This window comes from Halomonas sp. 7T (assembly GCF_025643255.1).
Lineage (GTDB): Bacteria > Pseudomonadota > Gammaproteobacteria > Pseudomonadales > Halomonadaceae > Vreelandella.
The window spans coordinates 2,463,516-2,483,831 of sequence record NZ_CP087112.1 but is presented as its reverse complement, the minus strand read 5'-3'; the positions used below and the strand labels follow the sequence as shown (position 1 = coordinate 2,483,831).

Here is a 20,316-nt window from a genome sequence, read left to right as displayed (position 1 = left end):
GTATGCAGCATGCGTGGCGAGAAGGGAATCGCGTTACTCTGCTGCCAGAAGCGTCGTGCTTTCTGCCGGCCATGTTTGAGGCGGTCAGTCAGGCCAGGTACTACGTGCTGGTCGAGCTGTATCTAATGGAGTCGGGCAAGCTTGCGGACCAAGTGTGCGATGTGCTGATGAGTGCCGCTCGGCGTGGGGTAAACGTTTATCTATTGCTGGATGGCTATGGCGCGATGGGCTTGGGCAGCGCTGAGCGTAACCGGCTGCAGCAGGCGGGCATTCAGTTACGACTTTTCAATCCGATTGGTTTTCATTCACTGGCCCGTAATTTAAGCCGTGATCATCGCAAAATTGTCGTAGTAGATGGCAAGGTTGCCTTTACCGGTGGCTTTGGGGCGGTGGATGAGTTCCTGGATGCGTGGTACGAAGTTGCGGTGCGAATGGAAGGCCCGGTAGTGGCGGATTGGGAAACGTTGTTCCGTCGCCTGTGGCGCTCACGGTTAACCCGTGCTGAGAAAGGTAATTTAACGACAACAGGGCTCGCTACGCAGCGACCGCCTGAACGCTATCCTGATGGTGTGTCGGGGCGGGTGGTATCCGCTAGAGGGTATCGCTACCAGGCTATTCGTCACTCACTGTATGGACGTATCAACCAAGCGAATGATCGCCTGTGGCTGTGCACCCCCTATTTTGTACCTACCTTTTCGCTGCGGCGTCGGTTGATCAAGGCGGCCCGGCGGGGAGTTGATGTGCGTCTGCTGTTGCCAGGCTGCGAGCATGACCACCCCGGCGTGCGCTACGCCGGACAGCGTTACTATCAGGCGCAGCTTAAAGCGGGCGTGCGCATTTTTGAATTCCAACCTACCTTTATCCACGCCAAATTTGTACTGGTAGATAATTGGGTCAGCGTGGGGTCATGTAATTTCGACCACTGGAATTTGCATTGGAATCTTGAAGCGAACCAAGAGTTGGAGTCTGAAACCGTGGCCGACGACGTGCGTGCGCTGTTTGAGCGAAATTTTGCCGTCAGCCAGGAGGTCGATCCTGCCGCCTGGGCTGCGCGCCCCTGGGGGCAGCGCGCTAGAGAGTGGATCTATGGTTTGATGGACGCGATGGTTACCCGTCTTAAATAGCTGCCTTGCAGGCGCTTACCTGCGTTTTTTGCCTTTCGCCGGCGTTTTCTTACGCGGTTTGGGTTTGGCGGTTTCCGGCGGTACACGGTAGTGCAAGTAGAGGTCAAGCACTAGCTCAGGCAGCTGAGCAACCAAGCTCTCCTGGTTAGCTTGATCCTGGGCCATTTCCGCCATGTCTGGCTCGTCTTCGAATAGCCCGGACAGCAGCATGAAGGGTAGCAGCAGAGTGGCCGCCGCTTCTTCGTCATCTTGGAACCAGGCGCTCTCATCGCTGAAGACGCCTTCCATAAAGCCCGCGCACCAATCGCCAATCGGCGTCTCTTCAGCGGGTAGGCCATCCAAGGTGAGCTCAAAGGGCAGCTCGGGTAAGCCGCCTTGCTCCAGCACTGCCATCGCGTTGTCCCGCAGCAGGGTGAGCAGATGAATAATGTCATCGCGTTCGGCGTCATTGCGGTAGCTAGGCTCACCCTGAAACAGCTCTTCGAGCCACTGTGCGGTAGGCTGCTCGCTAGGCGCGACTGCCAACGCGACTAAAAAGCCATGCGCAGAAATGAGGTCGAGAGCATCTTCCCCCACCTGCTCGGAATCTAAAAAGTCATCCAGCCTATCCAGCTGCTCATCCTCCAGCAGCGGTTGAGGTGGGACGTTTTCGGACGAATTTTCTGCTGGCACGTTATTGCGCTCTGCCATGGGGAGCCTCGTTTTATAAAGTCGTCTTTGTGAAACGGATGCTGATCGGTAACAATCGTTCGCAACGTTATTAACGGCTAGTTTATCACTAATGAAGACCTCACCACTGCCCACTTGGCCACCTGAGCAATTAGCAGCGTTATCGACTCAAGCGTTGCATAAAGCGGCCCGGTCACGGGTACACGAAGCGTTAGCGCGCTGCCAAGAAGTGTATCCAGAACTGCCAGCACCCAGGGTATGGTTTGACCTAAAAGGGGCCTCTGCAGGCCAAGCGCACCTTGGTAAAGGAGGGCTGCGCTTTAATCCAGTGCTGTTAGAGGGTAATCGCAGCGCATATTTTGATGAGGTCATCCCTCATGAAATGGCCCATTGGCTAGTATTTCACTTGGCAAACGGATCGCGTTTAAAACCTCATGGGCGCGAGTGGCAGTCGGTGATGCGCGATTTGTTTGGTTTAGCGCCCAAAGTAACTCACCAATTTGATATTCAGCAGGCGCAGTCACGGCCTTACGCATATCGGTGTGACTGCCAGATACACTATTTTACCAAGCGGCGTCACTCTTTAGTGGTAAGGGGGCGTCGTTACCGCTGCCGTGAATGTGATCAGACCTTGGTCTACTGCACTATTAGTAAACCTTGAAACAGTTTTAACCTTTTGTTTTTTATATTAAAAATGTTAATACCAATGTCTAAGAGGAAGCCGGCTCAGGTAGGTTTATGCTAGGTAAATATTAAACGAGTCGGTGCGACCAATAATAATGCCGACACCATTTTCCAGAGAGTGCATTTTCACGGATAGAGGCAATTTCATGAGCGAACATAAAAACGTCTACCCGGTACGCGATAGCATCGCCGCCAGTGCGTGGGCAGATAAAGATAAATATGCAGCCATGTATCAACAGTCGATGGATGACCCGGATGGTTTCTGGGCCGAGCAGGCTAAACGTCTCGACTGGATCAAAACGCCCACCAAAATTAAAAATACATCGTTTGCACGCGATAACGTTGATATTCGCTGGTTCGAAGATGGCCAACTGAATGTTAGTGCTAACTGTCTGGATCGCCATTTAGAAAAGCGTGGTGACCAAACCGCCATCATCTGGGAAGGTGATAATCCCAATGATTCAAAGCATATTAGCTACCGTGAGCTTTATGAGCGGACTAACCAGTTAGCCAACGGGTTGAAGTCGCTGGGTATCAAGAAAGGCGACACTGTTACGCTGTATATGCCCATGATTCCGGAAGCGGCGGTGGCAATGCTTGCCTGCGCCCGCATTGGTGCCGTTCACTCGGTCATTTTTGGCGGTTTCTCGCCAGATGCGGTTGCTCAACGGGTGATTGGCGCCGACTCCAAGCTGGTGATCACTGCTGATGAGTCGGTACGTGGTGGCAAGCATGTGCCGCTGAAAGAGAACGTTGACTCAGCGCTCAAGCGTGAAGGAACGGACGTATGTAAAAACGTCCTCGTGGTGAAACGCACCGGCGGCGATATTGAGTGGCAGGATGGTCGCGATCTCTGGTTTGATGAGTTGGTCGACAAACAGTCCACCGAATGCCCTGCAGAAGCGATGGGCGCTGAAGATCCTCTCTTTATTCTGTATACCTCCGGCTCTACCGGCGCGCCAAAGGGCTTAAAGCACACGACCGGTGGCTATCTCACGTATGCGGCAATGACCCACCAATATGTCTTCGACTACCAAGAAGGCGAGATCTACTGGTGTACCGCTGATGTAGGCTGGGTGACAGGCCACAGCTATATTGTCTACGGGCCGCTGGCTAACGGTGCGACTACGTTGATGTTTGAAGGGGTGCCTAGCTATCCCACCCATGGCCGTATGGGCGAAATCGTCGATAAGCACAACGTCAACATTCTTTACACCGCGCCTACCGCTGTGCGTGCCCTAATGGCCCATGGCGATAGCGTTATGGATTCCAGTAAACGTGATTCGCTACGCCTGTTGGGTTCTGTGGGCGAGCCAATCAACCCTGAGGCTTGGGAGTGGTTCTATCGCGTCATTGGTAACGAGAAGTGTCCCATTGTGGATACCTGGTGGCAGACAGAAACCGGTGGCTTCATGATTGCGCCGCTGCCTGGCGCCATTGACCTTAAGCCAGGCTCTGCCACGGTGCCTTTCTTCGGCGTTAAGCCCGCACTGGTCGATAACGAAGGCCATCAGTTGGAAGGGGCTGCTGAGGGGAACCTAGTTATCCTAGACTCCTGGCCAGGTCAGGCGCGCTCTATCTGGGGGGATCACGAGCGCTTCGTACAGACCTATTTTTCTACCTATGATGGCATGTACTTTACGGGCGATGGCTGCCGCCGTGATGAGGATGGCTACTACTGGATCACCGGCCGTGTGGACGACGTTCTCAACGTTTCTGGCCACCGCATGGGTACTGCAGAGATCGAGTCCTCGCTCGTGGCACACTCTGCCGTAGCTGAAGCGGCGGTGGTTGGTTTCCCTCATGATATCAAAGGGCAGGGCATCTATATCTATGTCACTCTCAATGATGGCATCGACCCAAGCGACGAGCTGAAAAAAGAGCTGACCCAGTGGGTGCGTAAAGATATCGGGCCGATTGCCTCGCCGGACGTGATCCAATGGGCGCCTGGATTGCCCAAAACGCGCTCTGGTAAAATCATGCGCCGTATTCTGCGCAAGATCGCCGCGAATGAGTGCGATGGCTTAGGAGACACCAGCACCTTGGCCGACCCATCGGTGGTGGATGAGCTGATTGAGCATCGCGCTAATCAGTAGCGCTGCGTGCCCCTGCTGGTGGGTCGCAGGGGCTGCTTTTCAACACACTTATTTTGAACGAACGAGTTAAGCGATTGCTATGTTGTATCTGTCACATTACGCTAATTCGTAGCAGTGCCGGCCGTGGAGCCGGCACTGCTGTTTTTAATCGGATAACCTATAGATAACAAATTGTGCATGTGATGCTTGGGCATGACGAAGCCCATGGGGTACCATGCTTCAACCGTAAGAGCCTAGCGTCGCGGCGGCAGGCAACCCCGCTGCTCGAGGAACCGGAGGAATATCCATGGCAGTAGCCCATAAGTTTATCGTCGCTGACGACCATCCACTGTTTCGTGCAGCGCTCACCCAGGCGTTACGCCAGTTGGCCCCTCAGGCTGAGATTGTCGAAGCTGACACGATGGCCGCCACTAATGACGTTGTGAATCGTCATCCTGATGCCGATTTGATTTTGCTGGATTTACATATGCCCGGTGCCCACGGCTTCTCGGGCTTGATTCAGCTGCGCGGCCAGATGCCGGATATCCCGGTCGCCGTTGTATCCGGTAGCGATGAGCCCTACGTGGTGCGTCGCGCCATCGACTATGGTGCGTCCGGGTTTATTCCTAAGTCTTCCTCCCTACAGTTAATCGCTGAAGCAGTTGGAGAAATTCTGCAGGGTGAGGTATGGCTACCTGAAGCGTTAGCCAACGTATTGGAAGAGACCAGTGAAGAGGAGTCGCGTTTTGCAGAAGCGATTGCTTCGCTAACGCCACAGCAGTTTCGCGTGCTCAATATGTTGACCGAAGGCCTGTTAAATAAGCAGATCGCTTATGAGCTGAGCGTCTCTGAGGCAACGATTAAAGCCCACGTTACCGCGATTTTGCGCAAGCTGGGCGTACACTCGCGTACTCAAGCAGTTATTGCTGCGCAAAAACTGGAAGTAGAACCGCCTAAAGTCGAGTCGTAACGCGCTTTAGATTGCGGGTTGGCGCCGCGCTTATGGGAACGTAAGCGCGGCGCTGTCGTTTATAAAGAGAGCTATCATTGGCTACTTCTTGCTATGCACTTAGTTAGCGGCTCGGCTAGCTTGAAGCGTGCGTGTTAACAGGGCACGCAGCGCTGCAGGCTTAACCGGCTTCAATAGCAGTTGATAACCCGCCCGTTTAATCTCTTCGGCCACGGCTTCGGTTCGGTCAGCCGTAATCACAATGCCGGGTACAGCGTTTGTGAGCCGATCGCTGAGGGCTTCCAGAGCCATTAAGCCCGTTACTTCGTTGTCCAAATGGTAATCCGCTAAAATAGCGTCCGGGTCGCCATCCATATTGCGCAGGATCGATTTAGCCCCGCCAATACTGGTGGCCGTAAACACCTCGCACCCCCACCCGCTTAGCATGGCAGTCATGCCTTCAAGAATCAGCGTTTCGTTGTCGATACATACTATTCGCGTGCCCGACAGCTTATTGCCACCACGGCGCCCTTGAGGTTCTTGGTCGGTGGGCAAAGTTTCACGTGCTGCCACGACAGGTACACTTACCGCAAACACGGTACCCACGCCTTCCCAGGAGCGTACCTTAATGGGGTGGTCCAGTACCCGGCTCATGCGGTCGGCAATAGAGAGCCCTAGCCCTAATCCCTTTTCGCTCTCTTTATGGCGCGATACCTGATCCAAGCGGCGAAACTCTTGGAAGATTTCCGATAGTTTCGATTCAGGAATGCCGGGGCCGCTGTCCCAAACTTCAATGGAGAGGCGGTCTCCGTAACGACGGCAGCCCAGCAGCACGCGCCCTTCCTGGGTATAGCGAATCGCGTTGGAAAGGAAGTTTTGCACAATACGTCGCAGCATTTGTGGGTCAGAGTCGACCCACTGCTTTGTCGGCACGACGTTGAGATCCAGGCCGCGATCATCAGCCATTACTTCAAACTCAGCGCGTAGCGGGCGGATAATATCTGCCAGTGCAAAGTGGCTGCGCCGCGGGGTGAGTGCGCCGGCATCCAGTTTGGAAATATCCAGCAAGGTGCCGAGCAGCTCTTCGGCGGCCTGAAGGGAGTTATCAATGTGCCCGACAATGCGCTGGGTATCGCTCGTCGTGACGTTTTGCATTAACGCAGAGGTAAACAGGCGCGCAGCGTTGAGCGGTTGCAGCAGGTCGTGGCTGGCGGCAGCCAAGAAGCGCGTTTTGGAGGCATTGGCATCTTCGGCTAGCTGTTTGGCTTGGCGCAGCGCCTGTTCGGCCTCTGCACGCACACGGTTTTCTTGGCGTAGTGCCGCATTGGCTTCAGAGAGTGCCTGAGTGCGCTCTCGGACACGCTCTTCAAGGGTTTCGTTGGTCTCTTTAAGCGCAATTTCAGCTTGGCGGCGCTCGGTAATATCCTGATAAAGCGCAAAAAAGCCCAGTATTGACTGGCTATCGCCAAAGTGGGGCGTGTAGGTCACCAGCATATAGCGCATTGCTTCGTTCACGCGCATCGAGACTTCAAAACTGACGCGCTCCCCTGTTAGCGCACGCTTGGCCCAGGGCAGGCGCTCTTCAGCTTGCTTTACGGGAAGAACCTCTTCGTAACGCCGCCCAATGACAGCATTTCGATCGATGTTAAACGCCTGCTCATACGCGCGGTTGGTAAATAGGTAGCGACACTCTTTATCGAAGTAAGCGATTAACGCTGGCACATTGTCGGTGTAAATGCGGATATTGTTTTCAGAGCGAATCAGCGCCTCTTCGATGCGCTTTTGCTGGGTAATGTCTTGGTAGGTATAGACAAAGCCGCCGCCGGGCATCGGGTTGCCTTGAACTTCCAGTACGCTGCCATCCTGACGATAGCGTACGTAGCGATGGGGCTGACCATCGCGAATGTTATCCAACAGAAGTTGGACGTGCTCTTCGGGGTCTCCTGGGCCGTACTCGCCGTTGTGGGCGTTATAGCGGAAGATGCGATTCATGGGCGCACCCACCCGAATTAAATGGTCAGGGAAGCGAAATAGCTCCAAATAGCGCTGGTTCCACACTACGAGCCTGAGGTTTTGGTCAACAACGCTAATGCCTTGGTTAATATTTTCAATCGTGGCTTGGAGCAGGGCGCGGTTAAACTCCAGTACCTGGGAGGCTTCATCGACGATGGAGATAACATCTGAAATGCCAATGCCGCGCCCTTGAAGAGCCGAGTTGACGACGATCCGCGCGGAGGAGGCACCTAAGACTGAGGCCAAAAAACGCTCGGTAAACTGGATAACGTCAATGGAGGCACGGGTGCCGTCGTCTAGCGGCTTACCTGCCCGGCGTGCATAGTCTTCAAAGGCACGATCTACTTGGCCAGCACCCAGAAATCGTTCGCAGAGTACTTTTAAGTCGCCCACCGTGGTGGCCCCCGTCCAAGGGCGGTTAACCGAGGTTTGACGGGTTTCGACGCTATCGACAAACAGCGATGCCTGGATGCGCTCGACCACGCGCTGGGAGGTGATCTGGGAAACAAAGATGTAACAAAACAGGTTAAGGCCCAGTGAGAGCATAACGCCATGCGTAAAAGTGTCGCCTAGGTTGAGGCCAAACAGCGCCGTGGGCGATAACCAGGCAAGCCCTAAGGGGCCGCCTGCTAGCCATTCCGAGGGCAATACACCCGCATTAATCATGGCGGGCATCAGAAGGCTATAGGCCCAAATGCCGAAGCCCGCGTTCATCCCGACAATAACGCCTAAGCGGTTGCCGCGCTTCCAGTAAAGCCCACCAATCAGCGCGGGGGCAAATTGAGCTGCGGCGGCAAAGGAGAGCATGCCGATAGACGCCAGCGACGTGAATTCAGCAATCAGTTGGTAAAAGCCGTACGCCATCGCCAGTACAGCCACAATGGTTAAGCGGCGTGCTCGCAGTACGAGGCGGCCATAATCACGGGCTTTGGTATCAAACCAGCGCAACCTGAAGAGCGCCGGAATCACGATCTCGTTTGAGATCATAATAGAAACGGCCACTGCCGCGACAATGACCATGCCGGTAGCAGCGGAGAAGCCGCCGATAAACGTGAGTAGCATCAACCATTCGTGCCCTGATGCCATAGAAAGCGCTAATACATAGGTATCAGGTTCTACGCCGCTTTCAGAGAAAAGCAGCAGGCCCGCGGCGGCTAGCGGTACTACGAAAAACGCAATGGCCAGCAAATAGAGCGGGAACAGCCAGCGGGCCTTATTGGCATCGTCTGGGTGGATGTTTTCGACAACTGCGACGTGAAATTGGCGCGGTAGGCAGAGAATCGCCAGCATGGCGAGCAGGGTTTGTGCCCAAAAGCTTTGGCCGAAATCCTGGTTGGCGAGCTGGCGCTGAAGCTCTAGCTGGCTTTCCGCATGACCCATCAGTTCACCAAGGCCATCAAACATTCCCCAGGTAACGAAGATCCCCAGGATGATGAAGGCGAGCAGTTTTATCAGCGACTCAAAGGCAACGGCGTGAATAAGTCCTTCATGGTGCTCAGTGGCATCGGTGTGCCGGGTACCAAAGAGGATGGCAAAAATCGCCATCACAATGGCAACGTAAAAAGCCGTGTCGCCAAACAGCGGCGTATGGGTCATATCCGAGGCGTCCGTCAGTACACCAAAGGTAGTGGAGACGGCTTTAAGCTGAAGCGCGATATAGGGCAGGGTACCAATTAGCGCGACGAGGCTGGCAAAGGCGGCAAGGGATTGGGTTTTACCGTAGCGAGACGCAATAAAGTCGGCGATCGATGTAACGTTCTGGTGCTTCGCCACGCGAATCATCTTAGCCAGCACTGGCCAGAACAGCAGGAAGGTTAGGATAGGGCCGACGAAAATGCTGGCAAATGACCAGCCAGCGGTGGCTGCTTGACCTACCGCGCCATAAAACGTCCAGGAAGTGCAGTAAATCGCTAGCGCTAAGCTGTAGATGATTGGCCGACGGCGGCTGGCACCGTGAGTGCGGGCGCGCCGATCCCCGTGCCAGGCAATCCCAAATAAAATCGCAATATAGAGCAGTGATACCGCGATCAGCAGCCCGCCATGAAACATAATCTCTCCCCATGTAGAGTGCTGCGCTTAGCGTTTAACGCGTGCAAAGTGCCCTATTCTAGGCGAAGGAAGAGGTTACGTCTGCTGTTCCAAAGCGAGTTGGCAAACACGCTCCAATAGCGGCGAAGATTCACGCAGCCTACGCAGCTGGCTAAGTTCCACGTCTTGGGTGTCGGGGTGGATAGGTGCCAGCTCACGGTTTGTGCAGTTCAGCACGTAGGGCTGAGTGGTCAGGATGTCGGTGTGCTGTCGTTCGAATTGGTAGAGAATAAATTCAGCCACCAGCCCGTCGTCAGTGTTGGTTCCAAGCACGTTACTGCTATCGACCACGCTAAACTTGGTCGTCATTGGAAAGGCGAAGGTCCATGGACGCCAAACCGCACTGGACGTATCGCTGGAAATCACGATGGCCGTTTCCGGCAGCTGTGCCTGCTTATGGTCAAACCAGGAGTACTCCACCTGAATCTGGTAACCCAGCATGCCTAATCCACCGCAGACAGGAACAATCCACTTGGGAAGGCGCTTGCCGCTGAGGGTTCTGAGTATCAAGCCAATACCCGCGGCGGCAAGTCCGGCAAATACGGCGGCTACTAAGTGCCAAATCATACAATATCCTTTCTAAAAGCCATCGGGCTTCCCTGAGGAAGCCCGATGGTAAGCTGTCATTCCACGTCTCTATTGGCCGTATGCCTGATAGAAGGAATGATTATGACTTAGTGATCAACTGCTACACCAGCACCTTTCGGATAGCGAACGCTTTCCACCAGGTCTTGAATCTCCTGAGGAGGCTCTTCCGTTGCGCTGGAGACTGCAAACGCAACTGCAAAGTTGATCATCGCACCTACTGCACCGAAGGAGAGCGGAGAGATACCTAGGATCCAGTTGTCTGGTGTGTTAGCCAGCATATTGGTGCCTGGAATAAACAGCCAGCCAAGGTAGGTGAAGATGTAAAGCAGCGTACAGATCAGGCCTGCCAGCATGCCGGCAATAGCACCCTTGCTATTCATACGCTTAGAGAAGATACCCATCATCAGCGCTGGGAACAGGGAGGCACCCGCGATACCAAAGGCAAGTGCCACGGTTTGTGCCGCAAACCCTGGTGGATTCAGCCCCAGGTAGGTTGCTAGCAGAATCGCACCACCCATGGAAATACGCGCCGCGAGCATTTCTCCTTTTTCAGAGATCTTTGGATTGATCATGGTTTTGATCAAGTCGTGGCTAATCGCAGACGAGATGGCCAGCAGTAGACCCGCAGCCGTTGAGAGTGCTGCCGCAATACCGCCCGCTGCAATCAAACCAATAACCCAGCCTGGTAAGTTCGCAATTTCAGGGTTAGCGAGTACCAAGATGTCGTTGTTAACTTCAAGCTCATTACCTGCCCAACCACGGTCAGAGAAGTCAGCAGCGTTGTTGTACATCTGGATACGACCATCGTTGTTTAGATCATTATGAACGATGAGGCCTGTTTCTTCCCAGGTGCGGAACCACTCAGGACGATCTTCGTAGAGAATCGGGTTATCAAGAGCTTCGTCGTAGTTTTCAACTTGACCCGCCATGTCAGGAAAGACGGTGGTGGCAAGGTTCAGACGTGCCATAGACCCTACCGCAGGAGCGGTGAGGTACAGCAGTGCGATAAACACCAGCGCCCAGCCTGCAGACCAGCGTGCATCAGCAACTTTCGGCACCGTGAAGAAGCGAATGATAACGTGGGGTAAGCCCGCAGTACCCACCATGAGCGAGAGGGTAAACAGTACCATGTTCAGCTTGTTATCCACATCGGCGGTGTAGTCGCGGAAGCCTAACGCGTTGACCACTTCGTCTAGCTTAGTTAATAGGGGAAGGCCAGATTCCGTGTGCGTGCTAAACATACCGAACATTGGGATCGGGTTGCCGGTAAGCTGCATGGCGATAAAGACCGCAGGGATGGTGTAGGCAATAATCAGTACGACGTACTGCGCTACCTGGGTATACGTGATGCCTTTCATGCCGCCAAATACGGCGTATAGGAAAACAATCAGCGCGGCGATCCAGATGCCCCAAGTATTGCTGACTTCCAAGAAGCGTGAGAACGCAACGCCGGCACCGGTCATCTGACCGATAACGTACGTTACCGATGCCACGATTAAGCAGACAATCGCCACAAACCGGGCGGTGTTGCTGTAGAAGCGGTCGCCAATGAAGTCGGGAACGGTAAACTTACCGAACTTACGCAGGTACGGGGCGAGTAGCATCGCAAGGATAACGTAGCCGCCGGTCCAACCCATCAAGAAGGTAGAGTTAGCATAACCGCCGGAGGCGAGCAGACCCGCCATAGAGATAAACGATGCCGCTGACATCCAGTCGGCAGCCGTTGCCATACCGTTAGTAATTGGGTGAACGCCGCCGCCGGCGACATAGAAGTCTTTTGTGGAGCCGGCACGCGCCCATATCGCAATCCCGATATAGAGCGCAAAGGAGGCGCCAACAAATAATAAGTTAATTGCAAACTGGCTCATGCTGGCTTACTCCCCAAGGCCAAATTTTTCATCAAGTTTGTTCATCTTCCATGCATAGAAGAAGATCAAAACAATGAAGGTCAAAATTGAGCCCTGTTGTGCAAACCAGAACCCCAGGTCGGTTCCACCAACCGGAATTCCCGCCAGTAGTGGGCGAAAGAGGATAGCGCATCCATAAGAAACGAATGCCCAAACCGCTAGGCATCCAAATATTAAACGGACGTTGGCTTTCCAGTACTCAGCAGCATTGGTTTTGTCGTCTGCCATTGTGTTGCTCTCCACTTGTGATTTTTAGGGTTGGAAAGTGAACTCAAAGTAGCGTGTGATTCATCAAGGCAATCGCACGATGGATACCGCTTTATGTGTAAGTCAGTGCGTCATTTTACGCGCTGCTTACCGTGTTATTTTTACAGCGTTAACCTGTTTAAATGCTAACCAAGAGTGACCGAGTTGAGCAAAGCAAAGAAGGCTTATTGGTATCTGGTAAAGCATTTGGCTAGTGAATTTGATTACCCTGACTGTTTCACAGGTAATACTGGTCAATAAATGCAAAAAATAAATCCCAGACTTTGGTATCAGGCCGCTATGTAAGCAGCAATTCATAGGTTTTTATACGCGGAAATGCTTATTTTTTCTAGTTTTTTTATGATCTTTTGATGTTCGCTCAGGAGGGATGGGACGATGGTCTATGGCTCGCTTAAAAGCAATGTTTGCTACCTTAAATAAAGCCCTCTCTTAGTGCTTAAGATCTGCTTAAAAGGCACTACTTTAGTCGCTAGTAAAACGTCGATTCGACGTTAGCGGCATAGCTAAAGGTATAAGTAGTTGAGTCATCCAAGAAAATATAGCGACTCTGAAGAGACAACTTATTGATAGCAGTGTGAGAGTGAAGTTGGGCTGGCAGAAAAGCGCTTGTAAAAAGAGAGAACTTGCCAGAGGGAGCAGCTGCTAGGACATTAGGCTGCTGTGTCATCAGGTACTTTTTGCCTTTAGTGGAGTGAGGTCACACATGGTAGACGTTGAGCTGTCCCAGCTGCCATTTACGCTGTTGGATGAAGAGGGGCGTGATTATGTTCGCCGTGGAGTAGACTTAGCTTACTTTGACCGAGACGAGATTATTTTAGAAACAGGGCAGTCGGGTGAGTCGGTGTTTCTTATTCACAGAGGCGAAGTTGCTGAGATTGACCCTACATTGCCTGCATCGAGTGCGCGCATCGGCCACTACACGGCGGGTGATCTGTTTGGTGCGATTAGTATTTTAAATGGTAAAAGCCGCTACCGTTTTCAAGCGGAACAAGAAAGCCTGTGCTATATCATGCCCAAAGCGCTATTTATGCAGCTTTGCCGCCATTATCCCGACTTTGAAAATTTCTTTAAGCAGACGCTCTCCCATAAAACGCGCTTGCTGACTGAAAAACGCGCGGAAAGTGGCGTCACCATGGCCGGTTTTATGCTTGCTAAGGTCAGCGAATGCATGCGTGAACCGCTACTCATAGAAGCCTCTGCCGATATTGCCAGTGCTGTTGCCCAATTAAACGAGAGCCATGCCGACAGCCTACTGGTTAAAACCCAGGGCAAGCATGGGATGGTCACTAAAACAGACCTGCTTAATGGCTTAGTGCTCGGCAAGTGCACGAAAGCAACACCTGTTGAAGAGGTGGCCCACTTCTCTCTCGTAACCGTAACGCCACATCAATACCTGTTTGAAGCCCTGGTACTGATGACGCGCCACAAGGTGGCCCGTGTGGTGGTGATGGAGCAAGAGACACTTAAAGGGGTTGTAGAGCTAACCGATGTGTTGAGCTACTTTTCCAGCCGTAGCTATGTTGTTAGCCTGCAAATTGAGCAGGCCAATGACTTGGATGCGTTAGCCACGGCAAGTCGCCGCACCCCTGAGCTGGTAAACGCCTTGATGGCCCAAGGGGTGAAATTACGTTTTGCGATGGACCTGTTGGCCGCGCTCAATGGCCGCATTATGAGTAAAGCCTGGGCATTTACCGTTGATGAAGCCCACCACAACGACAGCTGCATGATGGTGATGGGGAGCGAGGGGCGAGGCGAGCAGATTCTTAAAACAGACCAGGATAACGGCCTTATTTTAGCCGATGACAGCCAGTGGCCTGATGTGGCTGAGCAAATGCAAACGCTGACTGATACGCTGATTCAGCTAGGCTACCCGCCGTGCCCCGGCAACATTATGGTGTCTAACCCCGAGTGGGTGGGGACAGTATCGCAATGGAAAAAAAATATTGTGAAGTGGGCCAGTGCCCGGGATGGCGATAGCTTGATGAAGCTGGCGATTCTGCTTGATGCCCATGCGGTGGGTGGGAATCCTGCTTTATTGGAGAGCGTGCGGGAAGAGCTCTTTGAGCGCTGCTCCCGCGATGAGCTGCTGCTTTCCTACTTTGCCAGAACGGCTCTGCGTTTTTCGACGCCGCTGACGCTATTTGGCTCGCTGAAAAAACCTCAGCACGGTATTGATATAAAAAAAGGCGGCATTTTCCCTATTGTGCACGGCGTACGTACGATGGCGCTTGAGCGGCGGATCAAGGCAACCTCGACGCTAGATCGGTTAGATGCGTTAGCGACAGATGGCCGTTTGGATCGTCGCTTCGCCGATGATTTGGGAGAGGCGCTGGCGCTGTTCACAGAGCTGCGTCTCAAGCAGCAGCTACAGGAGCTTGATGGCGCATCCGAAAAGCGCACTAATCGCGTGGTTGTGCAGGAACTCTCTTCCCTTGAGCGTGATTTACTGCGCGAAGCAATGCACATTGTTAAAGACTTCAAGCAGCGCCTTTCACACCGTTATCATTTGGAGTATTCGTGAGCGGCATGCGATGGTTAGATCGACACGTGACGCTTTTTAGCGGCTCATTGCGTACGCTTCTTCAGCGGGAAAGCGATCGCCGCCGGTACGTTGGCTCTCCCTACGCATGGCTGTTCCAACCCTATATGGGGGAGGAGCAGGTGGCGTTGGCATGTTATACGTCTAATGGTGAGTACCCAGCGGTGAGTGTAGCCGCTGTGGTTCTTAATCAGCGCCATGTCCAAACCAGCCGTGCATGGGTCGCCACAATAGCAAACACTCGCAGCGCGGATGCCGCCACGCTTAGGCGCCAACACCGGGTTTATGGGACGACAGTTGCGCTGTCTCCCAATGCGGAAAACCTTGGGGCGCTTGCTGAATTTATTGGCAACCGGCCTTTGATAGGATGGCAAATAGATCGCTCTCTTGACCGGCTCAATTCGCTGTTCAAGGAAGGGCTTGGTTTTGGCCTACCCAACGCTCAGGTGGACGTGGCTAAACTTCATTATCGGCAATTGCGACGCTTACACCCTTACGTAGATGAGAGTAATGATCTAGGCGAAGCGCTCGAGCGTTGGCAGTTGCCCGCTATAAATAGCCACGGTGTGTTAAGCGACGCTGCTGCGAGTGCGTTGCTGTACATCCGTTTACAGCGTGAGACTGTAACAGCCCAGTATTACTCTTAGGCAATTCCACGGTAATTTGACCACCCTGAGGAAGTGCTAGCAAATGTAGCGAGCTAATTTGGCTTCTGACACCATAGCCCTTTAAAGGTGTTTTCTAAGGAGCGGCTATTTTCATGCAGGCGTTATGGGGCTATATCAGTGAGCAGAGTCAGGTAATTAGCAGCAGTGCGTGGATACTTCTGATTCTTGGTATTTTGTTATCGCTCAGCATTGTCGTGGATACCATTTCGCGCCGCACTGCGCTGCCAAGAATTTCGTTGCTGGTGTTGGTAGGCGTTGGGTATGCGCTGATCCAGCAAGGGCTACTAGGATATGAGGCTGAACCGCTGGGCGGGCTACGCGAGCCGCTAATTAATTTAGCGCTGGTAATGGTGGCGTTTCTACTAGGTGGTGAATTGACGCTGCCACGGCTCAAGTCGACAGGGCCCTTGATATTCGCGTTGTCTGCGGCAGTGGTTGTAGGCTCCCTAATAACAGTATTTGCAGGCTTGTGGCTATTGGGTTATTCGGTGGCTGTGGCGGTAGCGTTAGGCGCTATTTCGGTGGCGACTGACCCCGCAGCCGTCAGCGAGGCTATTCAAGAGAGCGGTAAAAAAAGCCTCGCCGCGCGCGTGACGCTCGGTATTGTGGCAATTGACGATGCCTGGGGCATTATTATCTTTGGGTTAAGCATGGCGGCACTTAGCTGGGTAGGAGCGACTGGCGGTGGAGGCTCTTTAGTGCATGCGCTTTGGGAGCTTGGAGGGGCCGTATTGCTTGGGACATTACTTGGGTTTCCAGCGGCGTGGTTAACCGGCCACCTTAAACCAGGACGCCCAACTCAGGCCGAAGCCTTGGCACTTATGCTTTTGATCGCGGGTCTCTCCAGTTATCTCAATGTTTCCGCGCTTTTAACAGCGATGATTGCAGGTTTTGTAATCGTCAATGTCTCTTCACATCACACGCGCTCCTTTAGCGAAATAGAGCAAATTGAGTGGCCGTTTTTGGTCTTTTTCTTTGTATTAGCGGGTGCAAGCCTCAACTTGGCCCACTTAAGCTCAGCATTGGGGCTGGTTGCTGCGTATATCGTTTTGCGTAGCATTGGGCGCTATATAGGAGGTTATCTAGGAGTATTGGCCATGCGTCGGCGTGAGCCGAGCTTAAATACCGATATTGGCCTTGCGCTGCTGCCGCAGGCAGGGGTCGCAATGGGGATGGCATTGTTGGCTGCTGAGCGTTTTCCTGATCAAGGACGGCTAATTGTGGCAACGGTGGTCACCTCGACGATCGTTTTTGAGCTATTTGGTCCGCTACTGGTCAAGCGCACTGTCACCAACTCAGATCAACACAATACGCATTGATCAACGTTCGGTTATCCGGCGCCATTGCGTTAAAGATAACGCTACGGGTTTGTATTGGGTGAACGTTGTTATAATTGTTAGAATATGTGTCGCTCTCTCTAACCTCGGCAGTGTTTACTATCATGCAACAACCTGATCATTTTGACCCCGCAACGACAGATACGATTTTAGCTGGCAAACAGCTGAATTCGTCTGAGCTTCACGACGCTAAACAGAAGCGCGAATTCAATAAGTTGCAGAAACGTCTGCGCCGTGAGGTGGGGAACGCCATCATTGATTATCAGATGATTAATGAAGGCGACAGGGTAATGGTATGCCTGTCAGGTGGTAAAGATAGCTACACCATGCTTGAGATTTTGCGCAACCTGCAGCGTAACGCTCCGGTGAACTTCTCACTGGTGGCGGTGAATATGGATCAAAAGCAGCCAGGGTTTCCAGAGCATATCCTACCGCGCTATTTAGAGAAGCTAGGTGTGGAATACCATATCCTAGAGCGGGATACCTACTCCGTGGTAAAGGAGAAAACGCCCGAAGGTAAAACCACCTGCGCGCTCTGCTCACGTTTGCGCCGAGGGTCGCTGTATGGCTTTGCTGAAGAAATTGGGGCTACCAAGATCGCGTTGGGTCATCACCGTGAAGATATTTTAGAAACGCTGTTTTTGAATATGTTTTTTGGCGGGACTTTAAAAGCCATGCCGCCTAAGCTGCTATCCGATGATGGAAAAAATATCGTTATTCGCCCGCTTGCTTACTGTAAAGAGGCAGACATAGCCGAGTTTTCACGACTGATGGCGTTTCCCATCATTCCGTGTAACTTGTGTGGTTCACAGCCTAATCTTCAGCGACAGGTTGTTAAAGACATGCTGGCCGAGTGGGATAAAAAGCATCCTGGACGGCTGGAAAGTATGTTTAAAGCAGTCACAAATGTGACGCCTTCCCAGCTCGCCGACCGTCAACTATTTGATTTTGAAAACCTGGAAGACAAACAAGCCGCAATGATGGCCGGACGAATCCAAGCCTTCAACGTGGTATAGACGTCTGTTCGTCTTCTTCGGCCAAGATAATTAACCGTTGCATGTCGAGGATATTAATTTCACGTCCTGACACGGCTACCACGGCTTGTTGCTGAAAACGGCTAAGAATCCGGCTAACAGTCTCCACGGCTAAGCCTAGGTAATTACCTAGATCCGCCCGAGACATAGAGAGCCGGAAGCTGAAGGGCGAGTACCCACGGCGGCGAAAGCGGTCTGAAAGGGTAATTAAAAAGCTGGCGAGCCGCTGATCAGCGGTTTTGCGTGACAACAAACGCATCATGCGCCGATCATCCTTTAGTTCTTTGCTCATGCTCCGGTAGAGCTGTCCCCGCAATTCGGGCAGCTCTTCAGAGAGCGTATCCAGGCGGTCGAAAGGAATTTCGCAAACGGTGGTGGTTTCCAGAGCAATAACGCTGCCGGGGTAATAGTTTTCATCGATACCGTCTAACCCCACCAATTCGCTGGGCAGATAAAAATTGGTGAGCTGATCATTGCCATTACCTTCACTGGTAACCTGTTTAAGGCTACCTGAGCGCACGGCATAGACACTGGTAAACGGGTCTTCCTGACGAAACAGAGATTCGCCTTTTTTAAGCGGCGCGCGACGGCGGATAATTGCATCGAACTGCCCCATATCCTCAAGCTCCAGGGCCAGCGGTAGGCACAACGAACTAAGACTGCAGGTTTGACAGCGCGCTTCTTGCAGCAGTGAACGTCGGGAGCTGGCTTGGTGAGGCATGTAATTCTCCATTTATCATTTGCCATGATAGGCGCCAGACAAAAGCGCCTCAATAGGGTCACATAATCTTTGAGTAACGCTGAGATGATTGACCTGGTAAATAAGCATCGAAAGCCATGGCAATATGACGAATAAGCAGTCGGCCAGTGTGTGTGGCGCTCAAAGAGAGGCCATCACGCATCAGCAAACCGTCCTGCTCTGCCGCGTTAAGCTGCTCAAGAACCGGGGAGAAATAGTCAGCAGCATCAATTCCCCAGCGCTGGCCTATCGCAGCTAAATCAATTCGCATATCGCACATTAAGCGTTCAATAACATCTCGACGTATTAGGTCATCATGATTTAATCGTAAACCTTTTTCAGTCGCTAGCCTACCTTGATCTAACGCTGTCTCAAAGTGCTCAAGAGAAGTAGGGTTTTGCGCATAGACGTCATCCACGCGAGAAATGGCTGAAACACCAAGTCCTACCAAGTCGCACTGGGCGTGGCTGGAGTAACCTTGAAAATTGCGCTGCAGCGAGCCGTTACGCTGTGCAATCGCCAAGCTATCATCTGGCCGAGCAAAATGATCCATCCCAATATGTACATAGCCTGCATTGCTCAGCATCTCAATAGTGGTATGCAAAATAGCGAGTTTTTCATCGGCGCTTGGTAGGTCTTCTTCGTTAATACGCCGCTGGGGCGCAAAGCGGGCGGGCATGTGGGCGTAGTTAAACACTGATAGTCGTGCAGGGTTGAGTTCTATGACTTGGCGAAGCGTATCGGCAAAGCTCTGTTCAGTCTGGAAGGGGAGACCATAGATCAAATCCAGATTGAGGGAGCGAAAGCTCAGTCGATGAGCTTCATCCATCAGTGTTTCGGTGAGCACCCGTGGCTGCACGCGATTGATCGCTTTTTGTACCTGTGGGTTTAAATCCTGTACGCCAAGACTCAGCCGATTAAAGCCCAACGACTGCAAGTGGCGAAGGGTAAAAACATCGGCTTCCCGTGGGTCAATTTCAATGGCGTAGTCACGATCAGGCGACATGGATAAACCAAAGCGCGCATCAAGGCGGTCAATCAGATCGCTCATTTGGGAGAGCGAAAGAAACGTTGGTGTACCGCCGCCCCAATGCAACTGTTGCACTGGTCGATGGGTATCTAAATGGCGAGCAGTTAAGACCATTTCACGGTCGAGCCTAGATAAGTACGGCTCTGCCAGCTGCGTATTCTTGGTCGCAATTTTATTGCAGGCGCAGTAGAAGCAAATTTTGCGACAGAAAGGCACGTGTACATAAAGTGAGAGTGGCCGCTGGTGGTGATTACTGCGTTCTAGCGCTTGGGTAAAGTCGTCTGCGGTGAACTGCTCATGAAAAGCGAGTGCCGTAGGGTAAGAGGTGTAACGTGGGCCGCTTTTGTCATAACGGCGTAGCAGCGCCTCGTCCCAGGCAGTGGCCGAAGGCGCTGCAAGTGTAGGGTGTGAAACGGCAGCAGTGGCTTGTGCACGCATGGAAGGCGCTCCAGGGTTTAAAAGCAAGGTGTCACCAAGCTTGAATAGCAAGATTTCAAAAGCAACAGGGGATAACAGGTGTTTATGCCTGGCAAACAGGCTTAAACGCTGTTAAATGCTAGAACAAGCAAACCATGAAAGCGTTGAGCTATATCAAGTAATGCGTG

The 20,316-nt window shown here is 52.6% G+C and carries 15 protein-coding genes; 8 read left to right on the top strand and 7 right to left on the bottom strand.

The genetic code is table 11. The annotated features are described in order from the left end of the window. Positions 1-2: 2 nt before the first annotated feature. Positions 3-1,124 (top strand): phospholipase D-like domain-containing protein, encoded by a 1,122-nt coding sequence (locus tag LOS15_RS11595; protein ID WP_263066108.1) that lies wholly within the window; start codon positions 3-5, stop codon positions 1,122-1,124. Positions 1,125-1,139: 15 nt separating this feature from the next. On the opposite strand, the gene LOS15_RS11590 is transcribed toward LOS15_RS11595, so the two are convergent. Continuing rightward, positions 1,140-1,814 (bottom strand): YecA family protein, encoded by a 675-nt coding sequence (locus LOS15_RS11590; RefSeq protein WP_263066106.1) that lies wholly within the window; start codon positions 1,812-1,814, stop codon positions 1,140-1,142. Positions 1,815-1,905: 91 nt separating this feature from the next. Between LOS15_RS11590 and LOS15_RS11585 the strand changes: the two genes are divergently transcribed. The 3 genes from LOS15_RS11585 to LOS15_RS11575 all read left to right on the top strand — a co-directional run bounded on the left by LOS15_RS11585 (position 1,906) and on the right by LOS15_RS11575 (position 5,522). Continuing rightward, on the top strand, positions 1,906-2,454 hold the full coding sequence (locus LOS15_RS11585) for a SprT-like domain-containing protein (RefSeq protein WP_263066105.1): 549 nt from the start codon (positions 1,906-1,908) through the stop codon (positions 2,452-2,454). 169 nt (positions 2,455-2,623) lie between these two features. Further along, entirely contained in the window at positions 2,624-4,573 is a 1,950-nt protein-coding gene (gene acs, locus LOS15_RS11580; protein ID WP_263066104.1) for an acetate--CoA ligase, read from the top strand. A gap of 286 nt (positions 4,574-4,859) precedes the next feature. Next, positions 4,860-5,522 carry a LuxR C-terminal-related transcriptional regulator gene (locus tag LOS15_RS11575; RefSeq protein WP_263066103.1) on the top strand — a complete coding sequence of 221 codons (663 nt, stop codon included), beginning with the start codon at positions 4,860-4,862 and terminating at the stop codon, positions 5,520-5,522. A gap of 99 nt (positions 5,523-5,621) precedes the next feature. Here LOS15_RS11575 and LOS15_RS11570 read toward each other — a convergent pair whose 3' ends face one another. From LOS15_RS11570 to LOS15_RS11555, 4 genes are all read right to left on the bottom strand, one after another. After that, entirely contained in the window at positions 5,622-9,563 is a 3,942-nt protein-coding gene (locus LOS15_RS11570; RefSeq protein ID WP_263066101.1) for a NahK/ErcS family hybrid sensor histidine kinase/response regulator, read from the bottom strand. 75 nt (positions 9,564-9,638) lie between these two features. After that, on the bottom strand, positions 9,639-10,169 hold the full coding sequence (locus tag LOS15_RS11565; protein ID WP_263066100.1) for a hypothetical protein: 531 nt from the start codon (positions 10,167-10,169) through the stop codon (positions 9,639-9,641). 107 nt (positions 10,170-10,276) lie between these two features. After that, entirely contained in the window at positions 10,277-12,058 is a 1,782-nt protein-coding gene (locus tag LOS15_RS11560; RefSeq protein ID WP_263066099.1) for a sodium:solute symporter family protein, read from the bottom strand. A gap of 6 nt (positions 12,059-12,064) precedes the next feature. Further along, the gene (locus LOS15_RS11555; protein ID WP_176302347.1) at positions 12,065-12,325 is read right to left on the bottom strand and encodes a DUF4212 domain-containing protein; all 261 of its coding nucleotides are present in this window, start codon (positions 12,323-12,325) and stop codon (positions 12,065-12,067) included. 742 nt (positions 12,326-13,067) lie between these two features. On the opposite strand from LOS15_RS11555, the gene LOS15_RS11550 reads away from it, so the two are divergent. From LOS15_RS11550 to ttcA, 4 genes are all read left to right on the top strand, one after another. Further along, entirely contained in the window at positions 13,068-14,885 is a 1,818-nt protein-coding gene (locus LOS15_RS11550; RefSeq protein WP_263066096.1) for a putative nucleotidyltransferase substrate binding domain-containing protein, read from the top strand. A 5-nt stretch (positions 14,886-14,890) separates the two neighbouring features. After that, positions 14,891-15,550 (top strand): DNA polymerase III subunit epsilon, encoded by a 660-nt coding sequence (locus LOS15_RS11545; protein WP_263069703.1) that lies wholly within the window; start codon positions 14,891-14,893, stop codon positions 15,548-15,550. A 113-nt stretch (positions 15,551-15,663) separates the two neighbouring features. Continuing rightward, positions 15,664-16,890: a cation:proton antiporter gene (locus tag LOS15_RS11540; RefSeq protein WP_263066094.1), complete on the top strand. Its 1,227-nt coding sequence runs from the start codon at positions 15,664-15,666 to the stop codon at positions 16,888-16,890. A gap of 122 nt (positions 16,891-17,012) precedes the next feature. After that, positions 17,013-17,924 (top strand): tRNA 2-thiocytidine(32) synthetase TtcA, encoded by a 912-nt coding sequence (gene ttcA / locus LOS15_RS11535; RefSeq protein WP_263066092.1) that lies wholly within the window; start codon positions 17,013-17,015, stop codon positions 17,922-17,924. Here the strand turns inward: ttcA and fnr are convergent. Together fnr and hemN are read right to left on the bottom strand one after the other, a co-directional pair. After that, positions 17,911-18,663 carry a fumarate/nitrate reduction transcriptional regulator Fnr gene (fnr, locus tag LOS15_RS11530; RefSeq protein ID WP_263066090.1) on the bottom strand — a complete coding sequence of 251 codons (753 nt, stop codon included), beginning with the start codon at positions 18,661-18,663 and terminating at the stop codon, positions 17,911-17,913. The two genes, ttcA and fnr, sit on opposite strands and share 14 nt — an antisense overlap. Positions 18,664-18,721: 58 nt before the next feature. Then, complete coding sequence (gene hemN, locus LOS15_RS11525; RefSeq protein WP_263066088.1) at positions 18,722-20,149, bottom strand: oxygen-independent coproporphyrinogen III oxidase; 1,428 nt, start codon at positions 20,147-20,149, stop codon at positions 18,722-18,724. Between the last annotated feature and the right edge of the window lie 167 nt (positions 20,150-20,316).